At 64.0% G+C, this 18,414-nt stretch carries 20 protein-coding genes; 16 read left to right on the forward strand and 4 right to left on the reverse strand.

The features are described from left to right. Positions 1-26: 26 nt before the first annotated feature. The 3 genes from K0M74_RS11680 to K0M74_RS11690 form a co-directional block, all read right to left on the reverse strand. The gene (locus K0M74_RS11680; protein WP_293972289.1) at positions 27-2,114 is read right to left on the reverse strand and encodes a TonB-dependent receptor; all 2,088 of its coding nucleotides are present in this window, start codon (positions 2,112-2,114) and stop codon (positions 27-29) included. A 125-nt stretch (positions 2,115-2,239) separates the two neighbouring features. Next, on the reverse strand, positions 2,240-3,082 hold the full coding sequence (gene dapD / locus K0M74_RS11685) for a 2,3,4,5-tetrahydropyridine-2,6-dicarboxylate N-succinyltransferase (protein WP_293972292.1): 843 nt from the start codon (positions 3,080-3,082) through the stop codon (positions 2,240-2,242). After that, positions 3,079-3,756 (reverse strand): pyrimidine 5'-nucleotidase, encoded by a 678-nt coding sequence (locus K0M74_RS11690; RefSeq protein ID WP_293972359.1) that lies wholly within the window; start codon positions 3,754-3,756, stop codon positions 3,079-3,081. The genes dapD and K0M74_RS11690 overlap by 4 nt, the downstream gene beginning before the upstream one ends. A 166-nt stretch (positions 3,757-3,922) precedes the next feature. Here K0M74_RS11690 and K0M74_RS11695 point away from each other — a divergent pair, with 166 nt between their 5' ends. Next, entirely contained in the window at positions 3,923-6,307 is a 2,385-nt protein-coding gene (locus K0M74_RS11695; protein WP_293972295.1) for a S8 family peptidase, read from the forward strand. 41 nt (positions 6,308-6,348) lie between these two features. After that, a complete protein-coding gene (locus K0M74_RS11700; RefSeq protein WP_293972298.1) occupies positions 6,349-7,650 on the forward strand; it encodes an amidohydrolase family protein in 1,302 nt (433 codons plus the stop codon). Positions 7,651-7,792: 142 nt separating this feature from the next. Here the strand turns inward: K0M74_RS11700 and K0M74_RS11705 are convergent, their stop codons facing one another. Then, positions 7,793-8,296 (reverse strand): DNA-deoxyinosine glycosylase, encoded by a 504-nt coding sequence (locus K0M74_RS11705; protein ID WP_293972301.1) that lies wholly within the window; start codon positions 8,294-8,296, stop codon positions 7,793-7,795. Between the two features lie 306 nt (positions 8,297-8,602). Here K0M74_RS11705 and rpsL point away from each other — a divergent pair, with 306 nt between their 5' ends. The 14 genes from rpsL to rpmC all read left to right on the forward strand — a co-directional run bounded on the left by rpsL (position 8,603) and on the right by rpmC (position 18,414). Next, positions 8,603-8,974 carry a 30S ribosomal protein S12 gene (rpsL, locus tag K0M74_RS11710; RefSeq protein ID WP_037515637.1) on the forward strand — a complete coding sequence of 124 codons (372 nt, stop codon included), beginning with the start codon at positions 8,603-8,605 and terminating at the stop codon, positions 8,972-8,974. A 71-nt stretch (positions 8,975-9,045) separates the two neighbouring features. After that, on the forward strand, positions 9,046-9,516 hold the full coding sequence (gene rpsG / locus K0M74_RS11715) for a 30S ribosomal protein S7 (protein ID WP_179497639.1): 471 nt from the start codon (positions 9,046-9,048) through the stop codon (positions 9,514-9,516). Positions 9,517-9,609: 93 nt separating this feature from the next. Next, entirely contained in the window at positions 9,610-11,703 is a 2,094-nt protein-coding gene (fusA, locus tag K0M74_RS11720; protein ID WP_088439846.1) for an elongation factor G, read from the forward strand. Positions 11,704-11,864: 161 nt separating this feature from the next. After that, positions 11,865-13,055: an elongation factor Tu gene (tuf, locus tag K0M74_RS11725; RefSeq protein ID WP_088439845.1), complete on the forward strand. Its 1,191-nt coding sequence runs from the start codon at positions 11,865-11,867 to the stop codon at positions 13,053-13,055. A gap of 148 nt (positions 13,056-13,203) precedes the next feature. Next, positions 13,204-13,515, forward strand: a complete 312-nt coding sequence (gene rpsJ / locus K0M74_RS11730) for a 30S ribosomal protein S10 (RefSeq protein WP_011543089.1) — start codon at positions 13,204-13,206, stop codon at positions 13,513-13,515. A 299-nt stretch (positions 13,516-13,814) separates the two neighbouring features. Beyond that, positions 13,815-14,591 (forward strand): 50S ribosomal protein L3, encoded by a 777-nt coding sequence (gene rplC, locus K0M74_RS11735; protein ID WP_088440537.1) that lies wholly within the window; start codon positions 13,815-13,817, stop codon positions 14,589-14,591. Positions 14,592-14,593: 2 nt separating this feature from the next. Further along, entirely contained in the window at positions 14,594-15,220 is a 627-nt protein-coding gene (gene rplD, locus K0M74_RS11740; RefSeq protein ID WP_088439844.1) for a 50S ribosomal protein L4, read from the forward strand. Next, positions 15,213-15,521, forward strand: coding sequence for a 50S ribosomal protein L23 (locus K0M74_RS11745; RefSeq protein WP_293701247.1), 309 nt, complete (start codon positions 15,213-15,215; stop codon positions 15,519-15,521). The genes rplD and K0M74_RS11745 overlap by 8 nt, the downstream gene beginning before the upstream one ends. A gap of 21 nt (positions 15,522-15,542) precedes the next feature. After that, a complete protein-coding gene (rplB, locus tag K0M74_RS11750; protein WP_293701248.1) occupies positions 15,543-16,394 on the forward strand; it encodes a 50S ribosomal protein L2 in 852 nt (283 codons plus the stop codon). 3 nt (positions 16,395-16,397) lie between these two features. Next, positions 16,398-16,673: a 30S ribosomal protein S19 gene (gene rpsS, locus K0M74_RS11755; protein ID WP_039578279.1), complete on the forward strand. Its 276-nt coding sequence runs from the start codon at positions 16,398-16,400 to the stop codon at positions 16,671-16,673. Further along, complete coding sequence (gene rplV, locus K0M74_RS11760; protein WP_088439838.1) at positions 16,673-17,053, forward strand: 50S ribosomal protein L22; 381 nt, start codon at positions 16,673-16,675, stop codon at positions 17,051-17,053. Before rpsS ends, rplV begins: the two co-directional genes overlap by 1 nt. A gap of 1 nt (position 17,054) precedes the next feature. Then, on the forward strand, positions 17,055-17,762 hold the full coding sequence (gene rpsC, locus K0M74_RS11765) for a 30S ribosomal protein S3 (RefSeq protein WP_088439836.1): 708 nt from the start codon (positions 17,055-17,057) through the stop codon (positions 17,760-17,762). 11 nt (positions 17,763-17,773) lie between these two features. Then, positions 17,774-18,205, forward strand: a complete 432-nt coding sequence (rplP, locus tag K0M74_RS11770) for a 50S ribosomal protein L16 (RefSeq protein ID WP_088439834.1) — start codon at positions 17,774-17,776, stop codon at positions 18,203-18,205. Between the two features lie 5 nt (positions 18,206-18,210). After that, positions 18,211-18,414, forward strand: coding sequence for a 50S ribosomal protein L29 (rpmC, locus tag K0M74_RS11775; RefSeq protein ID WP_088439832.1), 204 nt, complete (start codon positions 18,211-18,213; stop codon positions 18,412-18,414).

Genomic DNA, 18,414 nt, shown 5'->3' on the forward strand with positions numbered 1-18,414 from the left:
CCCGCCCTGCCCGGGTTGCACGGTGCTCAAAGTGTCCCCGTCATCGTCAGCTGGAAATATTGCCCGAACTTGCGCCGCCGGCTTTCGCTGAACGCGATCGGCCCGTCGCGGCGGTCGACGAACACGGTGCGGTCGAACGCGTCGGTCATCGCCTCCAGGTTGCGGTACGACAGCTTGACCGTAAACCCCGCGACATTCTTGTGCTCGACAAAGGCAGTGACGAAGGCTCCTTTCGTATAGTCATGCTCGATCGCGTCGAGCCGCAAATTGGGGCTGTTGCGTTCGTCGAAATAGCCCGCCCCCCACGCAAGCTTCGAAGCCGGAATGTCGTGGCGCAGGCTCACATCGACCAGATACTCCTGCCCCTGGCTCTGGTCGCGCCACCCGCCGGTCAGCGGATCGCGCACCCGGTTGCGGCGCCAGGTCAGGTCGCTGTTGATGCGCGCGCCTTTCCAGCCCAGCCGGTCGAGCAGCAGCGTCGCCTTTGAACTGACGCGATAGAGATGCGCTCCCGGCAGGTTGCCGCGGCCTTCGGTGGTCGGCGACAGCGGGATCTGGTCGACGAGATCCTGCGCATAGGCATAGGCGAAGGCGACCGATGCATTGCCCCAGGCGCCCATGTCCTGAACGAACTCCAGCTCGGTGCGATTGAGGATCGGCGGGACTAGCAGGCCGTTGCCGCCATTGCCCTGCCCGTTGGCGACATCGACCGAACTGGCGAAATCGAAGAAGTTGAGCTGGTCGACGCGGCGCTGGAGGTGGTAGTTGATCGTGGTCCGTGGCCCGACTTTCCAAGCCAGCGCAAGCTTGCCTTTCGGGCGGACGAAGCGGCGGGTCAGGCCGCCCGGGCCGGAGGACGACAGCTCGCTATATTCGGCGCCAAGGTTGATCTGCGCGGTCAGGTTGGACGCGAGTGCGCGGCCCCAGGTTAGCGAGGCGTCGCCGCGCTTTTCCTCGACCTTGGTCGTTTCGCCGCCGAAGATGACCGGCAGGAAGCTGCCGTCGGGCTGCAACGTCGCAAATTCGGCGTCGACGTCGAGCGTATTATACGCTCCCTCCAGTGCGACCTGCCAGTCGGTGCCGCCCGCGGTGCGCCAGCCATATTCGCCGCGCAGGATCGATTCGTCTTCGTCGGCGGTCTGCTTGAACCGCTCGCCGCTGCGCCCACCGATCGCCTGGTCGACGACGAAGGTGTCCACGTTGGGACTATGTTCGAAGCGATAGAGCCCGATCAGCTTGAGCCGCCCCTTGCCCAGCCCCAGCTCGTAATCGCCGCCGATGTCGAAATTATGCTCGTCTTCGATCGATTCGAACGTCTCGCGCACGATGCCGTTCGTTGGCCGTACCGAAACGCTGCTGACCCGGTCGTGGATTTTCTGCAACTGGCCGCCCAGATTGAAATTCCATTTGTTGCCGCTGGTCGTCGTGCGCGCCAGCGCCAGCGCCAGGCGCGGCCGGTCGCCATAATAGCGCGCAAACTCCTCGCGGGTGAACTGCAGTACGTCATCACCGTCAAAGCGTTCTTCCGGACCCCAGTGCCCCTGCCGATTGGCGTCATTTTTCAGACTGAGCGTGACAGTAGTGCCGCCGAGCCGACCGGTGGTCGAAACCTCGCCCGCCAGCCAATTGTCGGCAATCCGCGGCCGCCATTCGGGTTGCCAGCGGATCGTTGTCGTCAAGCCCGCCTGCGCCGCGCCCGCGACCAGAACGACATTGGCGACCTGGCCGGTCAGGCCGGGGACGTTCAGGCTCGCGCCATCGACGATGTCGACATGGGCCACTTGTGTCGCCGCAATGCGTTGCAGCGCGCTGCGCGCATCGGTCGATTTATTGGCGATGCGCTCGCCGTTGATCAGGACGTTCTCGGTCGCGGCGCCCAAGCCGCGGGCGCCGCCGTTGGTCCCGGTGACGATCAGAAAGCCCGGCACCTTTTCAACCATGTCGAGCGCGGTGCGCGGCGAAAAGCTGGCGAAATCGCCGGGGGTGTAACGCTGCGCGCCATTGGCGGGAGCTTCGACAGCGGGGGCAGGGTCAAGCGCGGCTTCCTGCGCCGCCAACGACGGCGAGCAGGCCATAGCAATGGCGAGCGACGAACCGGCTGAAATGCGACGCATTCATTCCTCCCCCAATCGGACACGCCGGCGTCGGGCGTCCCGCGCGCCGCTTTGGGCAGGGCTGTCGCAAAACGATGTCGAACTTCTACCAACCCGGGGTAGCGTTCGACGAGCGGCGAGGGGCGTCAGTCGCGCAGCAACTCGTTGATCCCGGTCTTGGCGCGCGTCTTGGCATCGACGCGCTTGACGATCACCGCGCAGTAAAGCGACGGGCCGGGCGACCCGTCGGGCAGCGGCTTGCCAGGCATCGCGCCGGGGACGACAACCGCGTAAGGCGGCACTTCGCCGATGAAAATCTCGCCCGTCGCGCGGTCGACGATCTTGGTCGATGCGCCGAGGTAAACGCCCATCGACAGCACTGCGCCCTCGCGCACGATCACGCCCTCGGCGACCTCGGCGCGCGCGCCGATAAAGGCGCCGTCCTCGATCACCACCGGTCCGGCCTGCAGCGGTTCTAGGACACCACCGATCCCGGCGCCGCCCGACAAATGGACGTTGGCGCCGATCTGCGCGCAGCTGCCGACGGTGGCCCAGGCATCGACCATCGATCCCTCACCGACATAGGCGCCGATGTTGACGAAGCTCGGCATCAGCACTGCGCCCTTGCTGATGAAGGCGCCGCGGCGGACGATCGAACCGGGCACGGCGCGGAAACCCGCGTCGCGAAAGCGGTTCTCGCCCCACCCGGCAAATTTCGACGGCACCTTGTCCCACCAGCGCGCGCCGCCGGGGCCGCCCTCGATGAGTTCCATGTCGTTGAGGCGGAACGACAGCAGCACTGCCTTTTTCAGCCACTGGTTGACCTGCCATGTCCCGCCCGCGTCACGTTCCGCTACGCGCAGGCTGCCGTCGTCGAGCCCGGCGAGCGCGGTTTCAACCGCATCGCGTACTGTGCCCTGCGTCGTCAGGCCCAAAGTGTCGCGCGTTTCCCACGCGGCGTCGATCGTCGTTTGCAGGTCGGTCGTCATGAAATCCCCCAGGGTGCAGGCAAGCTATCGAGCCAGTCGGCAAGGTCGCTCACGTGAAAATCGACCTGGTCCGGCAGGTGGTCGCGATGGCCGCTTTCGCTGCCATTGTCCAGCCAGACGGTGGTTATCCCCAGCGCCTTGGCCGGGGTCAGGTTGCGCGCCATATCCTCGACGAACAGGCTACGCGCCGGGTCAATGCCCAGGTGCGTGATCATCGTCGCATAGGCGGCGGGGTCGGGCTTGGGCGTATAGGCGGTCGCGCGAATGTCGCAGATGCCGCCGAACAGGTCGGCGACGCCGCGCGCTTCGAGCACGCGCGCCGCATAATCGGCGTCGGCGTTGGTGAACACCAGCTTGCGGCCTGGCAACCGGGCCAATCCCGCGCGCAGCCGATCGTCGGGCGCGATGCGGTCGAGGGCGATGTCATGGACGTCGACCAGAAAATCTTCGGGGTCGACGCCGTGATGGCGCATCAGTCCGGCCATCGTCGTGCCGTGATCGTGGAAATACAGCTTCTGCACCCGCCGCGCTTCGACCGCATCGCAGTCGAGCAGCCGCATGATGAAAGCACCCATACGTTCGTCGATCAGGTCGAACAGCTTCGCCGACGGCGAATAAAGCGTGTTGTCGAGATCGAAGATCCAGCAGTCGATATGGTCAAGCGAAACGGGCATGTCGCCGCGGCGCATAAAGATTGGGGTGGACGGCGGCAAGGCCGGCAATGGAATCCTCCCCATCGCTGCGCGACAGGGAGGATTGGACCCCCCATTAACCGCTCTTTGCTACCCCTTCGCTATTCGCTCGGCTAGGATAGCAGGGATCAGGTCAAAGGGAACGGCGATGGCGTATCAAAAACGACACAAACGCATCCGCCGGATAGCCGGGCGGTCTTTACCCCTGCTGCTCAGCCTCGCCGCGCTGCCGCTCGCCGGTTGCGGTGGTGGGGGCGGGGCGCGGCCTTCGCCAACTCCGGCGCCGCCATCGACACCCGCGCCGACACCCGCGCCGACCCCCACGCCAACGCCTCCGCCGACGGGCAATTTCAACACCGCCGAAACGCGGCGATCCGACGGGGTCAACTATCATGGCGCGATTTCTGCCTATCAGTCGGGAGCAACAGGTCAGGGCATATTGGCGGGCGTCGTCGACGATGGAATCGACGAGGACAGCCCCGAGTTTGCCGGGCGGATCTCGCCATTGTCAGCCGACGTCGCGGGAACGCGCGGCATCAACGGCGAAGGCAACCACGGCACCAACGTCGCGCAGGTGCTGTTGGGAGCCAAGAATGATGCCGGGACAATGGGTATCGCATATAATGCCGGACTGCTCGTTCTGCGCGCTGACCGGCCGGGCAGCTGTGCCGCAGAAAATCCCGGCACCGAGGAAAGCGGCTGCCAGTTCCCGGGGAGCGCCATCGCTGCCGCGCTCGATCGGGCCGTAACTGCCGGTGCGCGCGTCGTGAACATTTCGCTTGGCGGCGGCGATCCGCCCGGCGCAACGCTGCGCAGCGCGGTACAGCGCGCAACCGCGGCAGGGGTGATCATCATCCTGTCAGCGGGTAATGAGGGCGACACGACCGAAGGCGGCAATGATCCGAACAATCCCGGCCGTTTCGCGCAGGGGATGCGCGATGCCGGGGGCGGCCTCGTCATCATCGTCGGTTCGGTCGACGAAAATGGCGCCAGTTCCGCCTTCAGCAACCGGGCCGGCGCCTATTCGGGTTCCTATCTCGCCGCGCTCGGCGAAGGAGTATGCTGTGCCTACGAAAATGGCGCGCTCAGGACCGAGGACAATTTTGTCTTTCTGCTCAACGGGACAAGCTTTGCTGCGCCGCAGGTTGCGGGCGCGGTGGCGCTGCTGGCGCAGGCGTTTCCGAACCTGTCGGGCCAGCAGATCGTCCAGCTTCTGTATCAATCGGCACGCGACGCCGGGGCGGCGGGCGAGGATGCGGTGTTTGGGCGCGGTATTCTCGACATCGCCCGCGCTTTTCAGCCGATGGGGGCGACGGCGCTTGCGGGCACGGTGACTGCGGTCGATCTTGGCCAGCCGCTCGGCATGCTCGGCGGGCCGATGGGCGACGCGGGCACTGCCGGCACGGGAACGACCACCGGCCTCGTCACCGACGGTTTCGGACGCGCGTTCAGCGTCGATTTCGGCCAGTCGCTGGCGCTGCGCCGCCCCGATTTCAAACTGTCGGGCGCGATCGGTGGGCTGGTTCGCCAGCAAAGCGCGACCAGCCGCGCAACGGCGCTGTCGCTCGTGACGACGCCGGGGGCAGGCGGAGGCGACGCGCTGGCAGGCCTCTCGTTCCACGACGCGCAGCGCGCACGCACCCTTGCCGCATCGGTGGTGACGCGTCTCGACGCGCGGACGCGGATCGGCTTTGCCGCCGGGCGCGGGGCAGGTGGCTTGCTCGCGGGCGAGCGCGGCGAGAGCGGACATGCGATGCTGATCAGCGACGGCGCGCACGAGGGACTGGGTTTTGCCGTTCGCCCCGGCATCGGGTCGATGCTGCGCCACAACATTGCGCCTCATCACCATATCAGCATCGTATTGGACGATGGCTGGGTGTCGGGTGCGCGCTGGCAGGGCGATCCGCTCCTCCGCTATCGTTCGGGCCGCGACAGTCGTTACCAGCGGGTTGGCGCTGCGTGGGACACCCGTTTCGGTCCGGCCCGCGCCGCGCTGGGCGGCAGTTGGATGCGCGAATCGGACAGCTTACTTGGCGCGCGGCTTGGCCCGGTTTTCGGTGCCGGGGGTGCAACCAGCCTGGTCGGTGACGCGAGCCTTGGTATCGACCTTGCGAACGGCTGGAGCCTGTCGGGCGCCTGGCGCCAGATGTGGACCCGTCCCGATCGCGGCGGGCTCGTAGCGGGTGGGGCGCTGTGGTCGTCGGCCTTTTCGTTCGACATTGCAAAGGCGCAGCTTTTCCGTTCCGGCGATCGCGCCGCGCTGCGTTTCGCCCAGCCCTTGCGCGTCTCGCGCGGCGGCATCGACTTGCTGCTGCCCGTCGCGCATGATTACGCCAGCGGCCAGACCGACTTCGGCCGCCGTACCTATAATCTTGCGCCGACCGGGCGCGAACTGGTGGTCGAGGCGAGCTACGCATTGTCGCTGCTGGGCGGTGATCTGATCGCCAACAGCTGGGTCCGCCGCGATCCCGGCCATATCGCCGCGATGCCCGACGACAAGGGCGCCGCGCTGCGCTTTACGATGGGCTTCTGATCGGCTCTAACAGTCCCAACGTTAAATCAGGGGATGCCAACATGAATCCGATACATTGTCTTTCGCTCGCGCTTGTTGGCGCGGCGCTGGCTACGCCGCTCGCCGCGCAGGCGCCCGCGCGCACCGTGATTCACGCCGGGCAATTGCTCGCCGAGCCGGGCAAGCCGGTGCGCGGCGCGTCGACGATCATCGTCGAGAACGGTCGGATCATCGCGCTCGCCGAAGGCTATCAACCCGCCGAACCCGGCGCGACGCTGATCGACCTCAAGGACAAATATGTCCTCCCGGGCCTGATCGACAGCCACGTCCACCTGACCAGCGACGCGGGGGGGATCGCGGGTCAGCTGGAGGATGTCACGCTCAGCCCCGCGGCGCAGGCGTTCAATGCCGAAGTCAACGGCATGAAGACGCTGCGTGCCGGTTTTACCACGGTGCGCAACCTCGGTGATGGCGACGGCGCGACGCTGGCGCTGCGCGATGCGATTGCGGCGGGCAAGGTGCAGGGGCCGCGTATCGTCGATGCGGGGGCCAGCATTTCGGGCAGCGCGGGGCATATGGACGGCTCGCTTGGCTATCGCGACGAGCTTCGCCCCTTCTTTGCGGGCGCGGGCAACACCTGCAATGGCGCCGACGATTGCCGCCGCGCGGTGCGACTTCAGGTTGGCCGCGGCGCCGACGTGATCAAATTCGCCTCGACCGGCGGGGTCAACAGCCGCATCGGCGCCGGACTGGGCAAGCAGATGTTCGATGACGAGGCGCAGGCGATCGTCGAGACTGCGCGCCTGTTCGGCAAGAAGGTCGCGGTTCACGCGCATGGCGCCGACGGCATCCGCCTCGCGATCGATGCCGGGGCCGATTCGATCGAACATGGCACGATCCTCGACGAAGCGACGATCGCGGCGTGGGCGAAATCGAAAACCTATTATGTCCCGACCTTGTCGACCGTGAACGGCTATAAGGAGCGCATCGCGGCCAATGCTGCCGCCTATGAGCCCGACGTGCTGGCCAAGATTCAGTGGCGCATCTCGATCACCGGCAAGAGCCTTGAACAGCTCGTCCCGCGCGGCGTGAGGATCGCCTTCGGGACCGATGCCGGGGTATCGAAACACGGCCGCAACGGCGACGAGTTCGAGCTGATGGTCCAACACGGCATGACTCCGGTCGCGGCGCTGAAAGCGGCGACGGTAAACGCCGCCGACCTGCTCGGCCTCTCGAACGAGATCGGCAGCATTGCACCGGGCAAGAGCGCCGATATCATAGCGGTGACCAGCGACCCGATCGCCGATGTGCGGGTGCTGAAGAAAGTCGATTTCGTGATGGCACGGGGGATGGTGATCGACTGATCGTTCTTAATCCTTCCCGTCGCGTCGCGATGGGGAGGGGGACCGCCGCCGCAGGTGCGGTGGAGGGGCAGCGACGTTAGTGTCACCGCTCCTCCGTCAGCGCTTCGCGCTGCCACCTCCCACGGCTTCGCTACAGGGAGGATCAGTCGTCGATCAGCGCCTCAGCCAATTGCTGCCATTGTTCCTGCTTCGCCGAAAAGCGGCTGGTGTTCGCCGCACTGCTCGAGGGTAAGTCAACAAACGCGATGCCGAGCGGCGCGGACAATTGACGGCGACCGATCGCTGCCGCCGTGCCACCGTTGAACGCAATCATCCGCAGTTCGGGCAAGTCTGCAACCAGCGGGGCGAGATCGTGCGCTTCAACCTCCCGTAACTCCCCATCGCTGCTCGACCGCCGCTCGGCGGTGCGGATGACGTCCCACAGGCCGATCTTCGCAGCGCGCAGCCGGAGCAGGCGCTCGTCATAATCCAGTTCAGCGAGCGGTTCGTCGATCACCGCGCCGATCAGGCGCCAGAACTGGTTTGTCGGATGGGCATAATATTGGTGTTCGGCGAGCGACCGCGCCCCGGGCAGGCTGCCGAGGACCAGCAGCCGGGTGTCGGGAGCGATGTGGGGCGCAAAGCTGGCGTGGCGGATCGCGGGCATCGGCCACCGATAGCCCGCCGGCAGCAGCGTAACAATCTTGCTCGCCCCTTGACCGTCGGGGGAATCGCGGCTAGGGGCCGCGTCGATCGAAAGCGGCGCTTAACCGCCTTTTTCGGTTACAACAGCGCTGAACATTGCTGGCGCGGATGGAGCCTCCGGACGATCAATTGCGATCAGCCGGGGTCTTTTGCTGTTACAAGGTTGCCCGTTTTCCGCGGATTTCTGCGGGGTTCGGACCGATGCTTCATCCACCGCGGTACAGTAACCGTTCGCTTTGATGGGCGGACATTTAAAGGTGAAGCATTCATGCCCACGATCAACCAGCTGGTCCGCAAGGGCCGGACTCCCCAGAAGGTGAAGTCCAAGGTCCCGGCGATGGACGCAAACCCGCAAAAGCGCGGCGTTTGCACCCGAGTCTATACGACCACCCCGAAAAAGCCGAACTCGGCGCTCCGTAAGGTTGCGAAGGTCCGCCTGACCAACCAGCGCGAAGTCATCACCTACATCCCCGGCGAAGGCCACAACCTCCAGGAACACAGCGTTGTGCTGATCCGCGGCGGTCGTGTCCGCGATCTTCCCGGTGTGCGTTACCACGTCCTGCGCGGCGTGCTCGATACGCAGGGCGTGAAAGACCGCAAGCAGAGCCGTTCGAAGTACGGCGCGAAGCGTCCGAAGTAAGGACCGCTTTTTCGGCTATTTGATCATCCCAGAGCGCCTCGCGCCGGGATGCTGTTGTAAAGGAATACCCTATGGCTCGTCGTCGTCGTCCTGAACGCCGCGAAATCCTGCCCGATCCCCGTTTTGGTGATACGGTGCTGTCGAAATTCATGAACAGCGTCATGCTGGACGGGAAAAAGTCGGTCGCCGAGAACATCGTTTACGGTGCGCTCGAATCGGTCGAAGCCCGGGCCAAAAAGGAACCGCTCGGCGTGTTCCACGAAGCGCTGGCGAATATCCGTCCGAACATCGAGGTCCGCAGCCGCCGCGTCGGCGGTGCGACCTATCAGGTTCCGGTCGAAGTCCGTCCCGACCGCGCGCAGGCGCTGGCGATCCGCTGGCTGATCACCGCGGCGCGCAACCGTAGCGAAACGACGATGGCTGCGCGCCTGTCGGGTGAACTGCTCGACGCGTCGAACAACCGCGGCAACGCGGTGAAGAAGCGCGAAGACACCCACCGTATGGCAGAAGCGAACCGCGCCTTCTCGCACTACCGCTGGTAATTGCCGGGACGCTCCGGCGTCTCGCAATCGCAACAATTCTTCCTATATCGGGGGCGGCTCGCAAGACCGCCCCCCACATCCAAGGAAAAGACCATGGCACGCAGCCATCCGCTCGAAAATTATCGCAACTTTGGGATCATGGCGCACATCGACGCCGGCAAGACCACGACGACCGAGCGTATCCTTTACTACACCGGCAAGTCCTACAAGATCGGCGAAGTCCATGACGGCGCCGCGACGATGGACTGGATGGAGCAGGAACAGGAACGCGGCATCACGATCACGTCTGCGGCCACCACCTGCCTGTGGAAGGCTGAAGAAGGCCAGGGTCCCGAGCATCGCCTGAACATCATCGACACTCCCGGCCACGTCGACTTCACGATCGAAGTCGAGCGTTCGCTGCGCGTGCTCGACGGTGCGATCACCGCGTTTGACGGCGTTGCCGGCGTTGAGCCGCAGTCGGAAACCGTGTGGCGCCAGGCCGACAAGTATAAAGTGCCGCGGATGTGCTTCGTCAACAAGCTCGACCGCACCGGCGCCGATTTCTATTATTGCGTCCAGACGATCATTGATCGCCTTGGTGCGACCCCGGCCGTCCTTTATCTGCCGATCGGCGCCGAAGGCGACTTCAAGGGTCTCGTCGACCTTGTCAACGAACGCGCGATCATCTGGAAGGACGAAAGCCTCGGCGCCGAATTCTTCTATGAGGAAATCCCCGCCGACCTCGTCGACAAGGCTGCTGAGTATCGCGAAAAGCTCGTCGAACTCGCCGTGGAACAGGACGACGACGCGATGGAAGCCTATCTTGAAGGCACCGTTCCCGACGTCGCCACGCTCAAGAAGCTGATCCGCAAGGGGACGCTGGCGCAGGCGTTCGTTCCGGTCCTCTGCGGCTCGGCGTTCAAGAATAAGGGCGTGCAGACGCTGCTCGACGCCGTTGTCGATTATCTGCCGTCGCCGCTCGACATTCCCGACGTGCAGGGTCTCAAGCTCGACGGCGAAACCCCCGATTCGCGTCCGCCGGCCGACGATGCGCCGCTGTCGCTGCTCGCCTTCAAGATCATGAACGACCCGTTCGTCGGTTCGCTCACCTTCGCGCGCATCTATTCGGGTACCCTGAACAAGGGCACGTACCTGAACTCGGTGAAGGACAAGAAGGAAAAGGTTGGCCGCATGCTGCTGATGCATGCGAACAGCCGCGAAGACATCGAAGAAGCCTTTGCGGGCGACATCGTGGCGCTCGCAGGCCTCAAGGAAACCACCACCGGGGACACGCTCTGCGCCACCAGCGCGCCTATCATCCTCGAGCGGATGGAATTCCCCGAGCCGGTCATCGAGCTGTCGGTGGAACCGAAGACCAAGGCCGACCAGGAACGGATGGGCATCGCGCTCAACCGTCTGGCTGCCGAGGATCCCTCGTTCCGCGTGTCGACCGACCATGAATCGGGCCAGACGATCATCAAGGGCATGGGCGAGCTTCACCTCGACATCCTCGTCGATCGCATGAAGCGCGAGTTCAAGGTTGAAGCCAACGTCGGCGCGCCGCAGGTGGCATACCGCGAATCGCTCGCGAAGGCGGTCGACGTCGACTATACCCACAAGAAGCAGTCGGGTGGCTCGGGTCAGTTCGGCCGCGTCAAGGTGACGGTTGCTCCCGGCGAACGCGGCGCGGGCATCACCTTCATCGACGAGATCAAGGGCGGCAACATTCCGCGCGAATATATCCCGTCTGTTGAAAAGGGCATGCGCGAGTCGGCCGAAAACGGTCACATGATCGGCTTCCCGATCATCGACTTCGAAATCAAGCTGACCGACGGCGCCTATCACGACGTCGACTCTTCGGCGCTGGCGTTCGAAATCGCGGGCCGTGCGGCGATGCGCGAAGTGGCGGCAAAGGCCGGCATCAAGCTGCTCGAGCCGGTGATGAAGGTCGAGGTTGTTACCCCTGAGGAATTCATGGGCGACGTGATCGGCGATCTTAACAGCCGTCGCGGCCAGATTCAGGGCACCGACAGCCGGGGCATCGCCCAGGTCGTCGAAGCGATCGTGCCGCTGGCAAACATGTTCGGCTATGTGAATCAGCTGCGCAGTTTCAGCCAGGGTCGCGCCAGCTACTCGATGCAATTCTCGCATTATGAAGAAGTGCCGACGAACGTCGCCGAAGAGGTGAAAGCCAAAATGGCGTAAGCTTTTTGTGGGGTGAACGGCTTTCGGGCCGCTTTCACCCCGCGGGGCTTGCCCTCTTCTGCAAAGCCGACTAATGGCGGCGCCTGTTTCAACAGGCGGTTCCGCCGAACGAACAATTTCTGAGCATTTAGACACGCCAGACGAAGGACAAGGGTAAGATCATGGCCAAGGCAAAATTTGAGCGGAACAAGCCGCACTGCAACATCGGCACCATCGGTCACGTTGACCATGGCAAGACCTCGCTGACCGCAGCGATCACCAAGGTGCTCGCCGAAACGTCGGGCGGCGTCGCCGTCGACTTCGCGAACATCGACAAGGCGCCCGAAGAACGCGAGCGCGGCATCACCATTTCGACCGCACACGTCGAATATGAAACCGGCGCCCGCCACTATGCGCACGTCGATTGCCCGGGCCACGCCGACTATGTGAAGAACATGATCACCGGTGCTGCCCAGATGGACGGCGCGATCCTGGTGGTGTCGGCTGCTGACGGCCCGATGCCGCAGACCAAGGAGCACATCCTGCTCGCCAAGCAGGTCGGCGTGCCGACCATGGTCGTTTTCCTGAACAAGGTCGACCAGCTGGACGATCCCGAGCTGCTCGAACTCGTAGAGCTTGAAATCCGCGAAGAACTGTCAAAGCGCGACTTCGACGGCGACAACATCCCCATCATCCCGGGTTCGGCGCTTGCCGCTCTCGAAGGCCGCGACGACGCCATCGGCAAGGACGCAATCCTGAAGCTGATGGAAGCCGTCGACGCGTGGATCCCGCAGCCGGAACGTCCGCTCGACAAGCCCTTCCTGATGCCGATCGAAGACGTGTTCTCGATCTCGGGTCGCGGTACCGTCGTCACCGGCCGTATCGAAACCGGCATCGTCAAGGTGGGTGAAGAAGTCGAAATCGTCGGCATCAAGGACACCAAGAAGACCGTCGTGACCGGCGTCGAAATGTTCCGCAAGCTGCTCGATCAGGGCCAGGCTGGCGATAACGTCGGTGCGCTGATCCGCGGCGTCGGCCGTGAAGAAGTCGAGCGTGGCCAGGTTCTTTGCAAGCCCGGCACGATCAAGCCGCATACCGAGTTCACCTCGGAAGTCTATGTGCTGTCGAAGGACGAAGGCGGCCGTCACACGCCGTTCTTTGCCAACTATCGTCCGCAGTTCTACTTCCGCACCACCGACGTCACCGGCGAGGTCATCCTCCCCGAGGGCACCGAGATGGTGATGCCGGGCGACAACGTCCAGCTGGCGGTCAAGCTGATTGCGCCGATCGCCATGGACCCGGGTCTGCGCTTTGCAATCCGCGAAGGCGGTCGCACCGTCGGCGCAGGGGTTGTGGCGACGATCACAAAGTAATATAGGGCCGCGAGCCGCCTGATTCGGAAGCGATTCGGGCGGCTCGTAGCTTAAAGATTTTTGATGGCCGAGCCGGCTTCCACTAGGGGGCCGGAACAGGCCATTTCGGCTCTTTCGCATCGTCAGACGGGATTCGACTGGAATAGTCATGGAAACGCAGAATATTCGCATTCGCCTCAAGGCCTTTGATCACCGCGTGCTCGATCAGGCTACCACCGACATTGCCGATACGGCACGTCGCACCGGAGCGCTTATTCGCGGCCCGATCCCGCTGCCGACGCGCATTGAAAAATTCACCGTGAACCGCGGCCCGCACATCGACAAAAAGTCGCGCGAGCAGTTCGAGGTGCGTACCCACAAGCGGCTGCTCGACATCGTGCAGCCTACCCCGCAGACGGTCGATGCGCTGATGAAGCTCGATCTGGCCGCGGGCGTAAATGTTGAGATCAAGTTGGCCTAAGCCAACGCAGCCCCGGATCTGATCCGGGGTCTCTATCGGCAGTCCCTTCGGTGACTGCATTGTCCGGAGTGCTCCGGACCGACGATAGGGTGGATACCGCCGGTCGCTTTCTTTGGAAGGCATATCGACCGGGCTGCGTCCCCCGTCTCGCCGCTTCTCCCCTGGGAAGGCGGCACCTCAGCCCGGACGGGGCGACCATCGAAATTCTGGGCTGGGAGGGTTTCCACCGGGGTTCGCCCTGACGGAGGCCCACACGCCGTGCGGAATGGTCCGCCCGGCCTCTGTTGAGGAGTATGATCATGCGGACTGGCGTGATCGCGAAGAAAATGGGGATGACCCGCCTGTTTCAGGACGACGGCCGCCACGTGCCCGTCACCGTCCTGAGCCTCGAAGGCTGTCAGGTTATCTCTGTGCGCGAACAAGAACGCGACGGCTATGTGGCCGTCCAACTCGGTGCCGGATCGGCCAAGGCGAAGAACGTCGCCAAGCCGCAGCGCGGCGCTTTCGGCAAGGCCGAAGTCGAGCCCAAGGCAAAGGTTGTCGAATTCCGCGTCGCTGATGACGCGACGCTCGACGTCGGTGCCGAACTGTCGGCCGACCATTTCGTCGCCGGCCAGATCGTCGATATCCAGGGCGTGACCCAGGGTAAGGGCTTTGCCGGTGCGATGAAGCGCTGGGGTTTCGGCGGTATGCGCGCAACCCACGGCGTTTCGATCAGCCACCGTGCGCATGGTTCGACCGGTAACCGCCAGGATCCGGGCCGCGTCTTCAAGAACAAGAAGATGGCGGGCCACATGGGCGCGCGCAATCGCACCCAGCAGAATCTCGAAATCGTCCGCACCGACGTCGAGCGCGGCCTTCTCTTCGTCAAGGGTTCGGTCCCTGGCTCGAAGGGTGGCTGGCTGATGGTTCGCGACGCCGTCAAGCTGCCGCGTCATCCCGAAGCCCCCTATCCGGCGGGCATCAAGAGCGCGGCAAACGCCAATCACGAAGCCCCGGCTGATGCGCCTGTGGAAACCCCGGTCGAAGACACCGTGGTCGACACTGCCACCACCGACGGCGCACAGGAGTCCTGATCATGAAGGTCAAGGTTCACACCATTGACGGCAAGGCCGGCGCAGACATCGATCTCAATGACGATGTGTTCGGCGTCGACCCGCGGGCCGACATCCTTCACCGCGTTGTCAGCTGGCAGCTCGAAAAGCGCCGCGGTCCGGCTCGCGCCGCCCGCGAACGCAGCGATGTGTCGCGCACCGGCAAGAAGTTCGGCAACCAGAAGGGCGGCGGTACCGCTCGTCACGGCGATCGCGCAGCTCCGATCTTCATCGGCGGCGGCAAGGCGCACGGCCCTCGCGCGCGCACCTTCGGCCACTCGCTGAACAAGAAGATCCGCACTCTCGGCCTGAAAATGGCGCTGAGCGACAAGGCGAAGGGCGGCAAGATCCTCGTCCTTGACACGCTCGAGCTCAAGGATGCCAAGACCAAGGCGCTCGCCGGCCAGCTCGGCAAGCTCGAACTCGGCAATCGCGCACTGTTCATCGATGGCGATGCGGTTCACGAAAGCTTCGCCATGGCGTCGGCCAACCTGATCGGCATCAACTCGATGCCGGCGATGGGCGCCAACGTCTATGACATTTTGCGCGCCGATACGCTGGTCCTGACCCGCGCCGGCCTCGAAAAGCTGGAGGCACGCTTCAATGGCTAAGGCAAAAACGGTCGACGCACGTCATTATGACGTGATCCTGGCTCCAGTGATCACCGAAAAATCGACGATGCTCAGTGAAAACAACGCGGTGGTGTTCAAGGTCGCAGGCGATGCGACCAAGCCCGCCATCAAGGCCGCCGTCGAGGCGCTGTTCGATGTCAAGGTGATCGGCGTGAACACGCTCATCACCAAGGGCAAGACCAAGCGCTGGAAGGGCAAGCCCTACACCCGCAGCGACGTGAAGAAGGCGATCGTTCGCCTGGCCGAAGGCCAGTCGATCGACGTCACCACCGGCGTCTGATTGTAGGAAGAGGCAGAGAAAATGGCACTTAAGTCCTATAATCCGACCAGCCCCGCGCAGCGCGGCCTGATCCTCGTCGACAAATCGTCGCTGTGGAAGGGCAAGCCCGTCAAGGCGCTGACCGAAGGCAAGAACAAGACTGGTGGCCGCAACAACAAGGGTCATGTCACCTCGCGCGGCATCGCCGGTGGTCACAAGCAGCGTTATCGCATCGTCGATTTCAAGCGCCGCCTGTGGGACGTCGAGGGTACGGTCGAGCGTCTGGAATATGACCCCAACCGCACCGCGTTCATCGCCCTCGTCAACTATGGCAAGGACGATGCCGGCAAGGACCGTGTCGCTTACATCCTGGCGCCGCAGCGCCTGGCGGTCGGCGACAAGGTGATCGCAGGCAAAAAGACCGACGTGAAGCCGGGCAATGCGATGGAATTGTCGCAGATGCCGGTGGGTACGATCGTCCACAACATCGAAATGAAGCCGGGCAAGGGTGGCCAGATCGCCCGTTCGGCTGGGACCTATGCGCAGGTCGTCGGTCGTGATCGCGGTCTTGTCATCGTGCGACTCGGTTCGGGCGAACAGCGGTACATTCGCGGCGATTGCATGGGTACGGTTGGCGCGGTGTCGAACCCCGACAACCAGAACACCAACCTCGGCAAAGCCGGTCGCAGCCGCTGGCTCGGCAAGCGCCCGCTGACCCGCGGTGTTGCGAAGAACCCGGTCGATCACCCGCATGGCGGCGGCGAAGGCCGTACCTCGGGCGGCCGTCATCCGGTTACCCCGTGGGGCAAGCCGACCAAGGGTGCGCGCACGCGCCACAACAAATCGACCGACAAGATGATCATCCGGTCGCGTCACGCGAAGAAGAAGAGGTAAGCCATGGCTCGCTCGGTCTGGAAGGGTCCTTTCGTGGACCTCCATCTGCTCAAGAAAGCCGAAACGGCCCAGGAAGGCAGCAGCAATGCTCCCATCAAAACCTGGTCGCGCCGGTCCACCATCCTGCCGCAGTTCGTGGGGCTGACCTTCAACGTCTATAACGGCCGCAAGTTCGTGCCGGTATCGGTCAACGAAGACATGGTCGGCATGAAGCTGGGTGAATTTGCGCCGACGCGCTTCTTCCCCGGTCACGCTGCCGACAAGAAGGGCAAACGCTAATGGGCAAGGAAAAGTCCCCCCGCCGCGTTGCGGATAATGAGGCGCTCTCGGTCGGCACGCAGATTCGCGGTTCGGCGCAGAAGCTGAACCTCGTCGCCGCGCTGATCCGCGGCCGCAAGGTCGAAGACGCGATGAACATCCTCACCTTCTCGAAGAAGGCGATGGCTGTCGACGTGCGCAAGGTTCTCGCCAGCGCCGTTGCCAACGCGGAAAACAACCACAACCTCGACGTTGATGCGCTGGTTATCCAGGAAGCAAGCGTCGGCAAGTCGATCTCGATGAAGCGCTGGCACGCACGCGGCCGCGGCAAGTCGACCCGGATCGTCAAGCCGTTCAGCCGCATCCGCATCGTAGTGCGCGAACAGGAAGAAGAGGCGTAATATGGGCCAGAAGAGCAATCCGATCGGCCTGCGCCTGCAGGTCAACCGCACCTGGGACAGCCGCTGGTTCGCCGAAGGTCAGGACTACGGCCGCATGCTGGTCGAGGATCTGAAGATCCGCCAGTTTGTGTTCAAGACCCTGCCGCAGGCAGCGATCTCGAAGGTCGTGATCGAACGCCCGGCCAAGCTGTGCCGCGTGTCGATCTATGCCGCCCGTCCGGGCGTCATCATCGGCAAGAAGGGCGCCGACATCGAAAAGCTTCGCAAGAAGCTGGGCGAGCTGACGGGCAGCGACGTGTCGCTGAATATCGTCGAAATCCGCAAGCCCGAAGTCGACGCCAAGCTCGTCGGCCAGGGCATTGCCGACCAGCTCGAACGCCGCGTTGCGTTCCGCCGCGCCATGAAGCGCGCGGTCCAGTCGGCGATGCGTCTGGGCGCCGAAGGCATCCGCATCAACTGCGCCGGCCGTCTCGGCGGCGCGGAAATCGCACGTACCGAATGGTACCGCGAGGGCCGGGTGCCGCTGCACACGCTGCGTGCCAATGTCGACTATGCCGAATCGACCGCTCACACCGCCTATGGCGTGTGCGGGATCAAGGTGTGGATCTTCAAGGGCGAGATTCTCGGCCACGACCCGATGGCGACCGACCGTCTGATGCTCGATGCACAGACGACCGGCGTCCGTCCGGCTCGTGAAGATCGCCGCTAAGGACAACTGACATGTTGCAACCGAAGAAAACCAAGTTTCGCAAGGCCTTCAAGGGCCGCATCCATGGCAATGCCAAGGGTGGGACCAGCCTGAACTTCGGCTCCTACGGGCTGAAGGCACTGGAACCAGAGCGGATCACCGCGCGCCAGATCGAAGCGGCGCGTCGTGCGATCAGCCGCGCGATCAAGCGTCAGGGCCGTTTGTGGATCCGCATCTTCCCCGACGTCCCCGTGTCGTCGAAGCCGGCCGAAGTCCGCATGGGCAAGGGCAAGGGTTCGCCGGAATTCTGGGCCGCACGCGTCAAGCCGGGCCGCATCCTGTTCGAACTCGATGGCGTTCCCGGCCCCGTGGCCGCGCTGGCATTCGAACGTGCGGCGATGAAGCTGCCGATCAAGACCAAGGTGATTGCCCGTCTCGGCGACACCTCGCACCTGGAGGGTTAAGGGCCATGTCCAAGACCGAAGATTTCAAAGCCAAGACCGACGATCAGCTGTCGGAACAGCTTGGCGAACTGAAGCGCGAGGCGTTCAACCTCCGCTTCCAGGCGGCCACCGGCCAGCTTGAAAAAGCATCGCGCGTCAAGGAAGTCCGGCGTTCGATCGCCCGCATCAAGACGCAGCAGACCGAGCGCACGCGCTCGGCCGCGAAGTAA

It is taken from the genome of Sphingopyxis sp., from assembly GCF_019459305.1.
GTDB lineage: Bacteria > Pseudomonadota > Alphaproteobacteria > Sphingomonadales > Sphingomonadaceae > Sphingopyxis.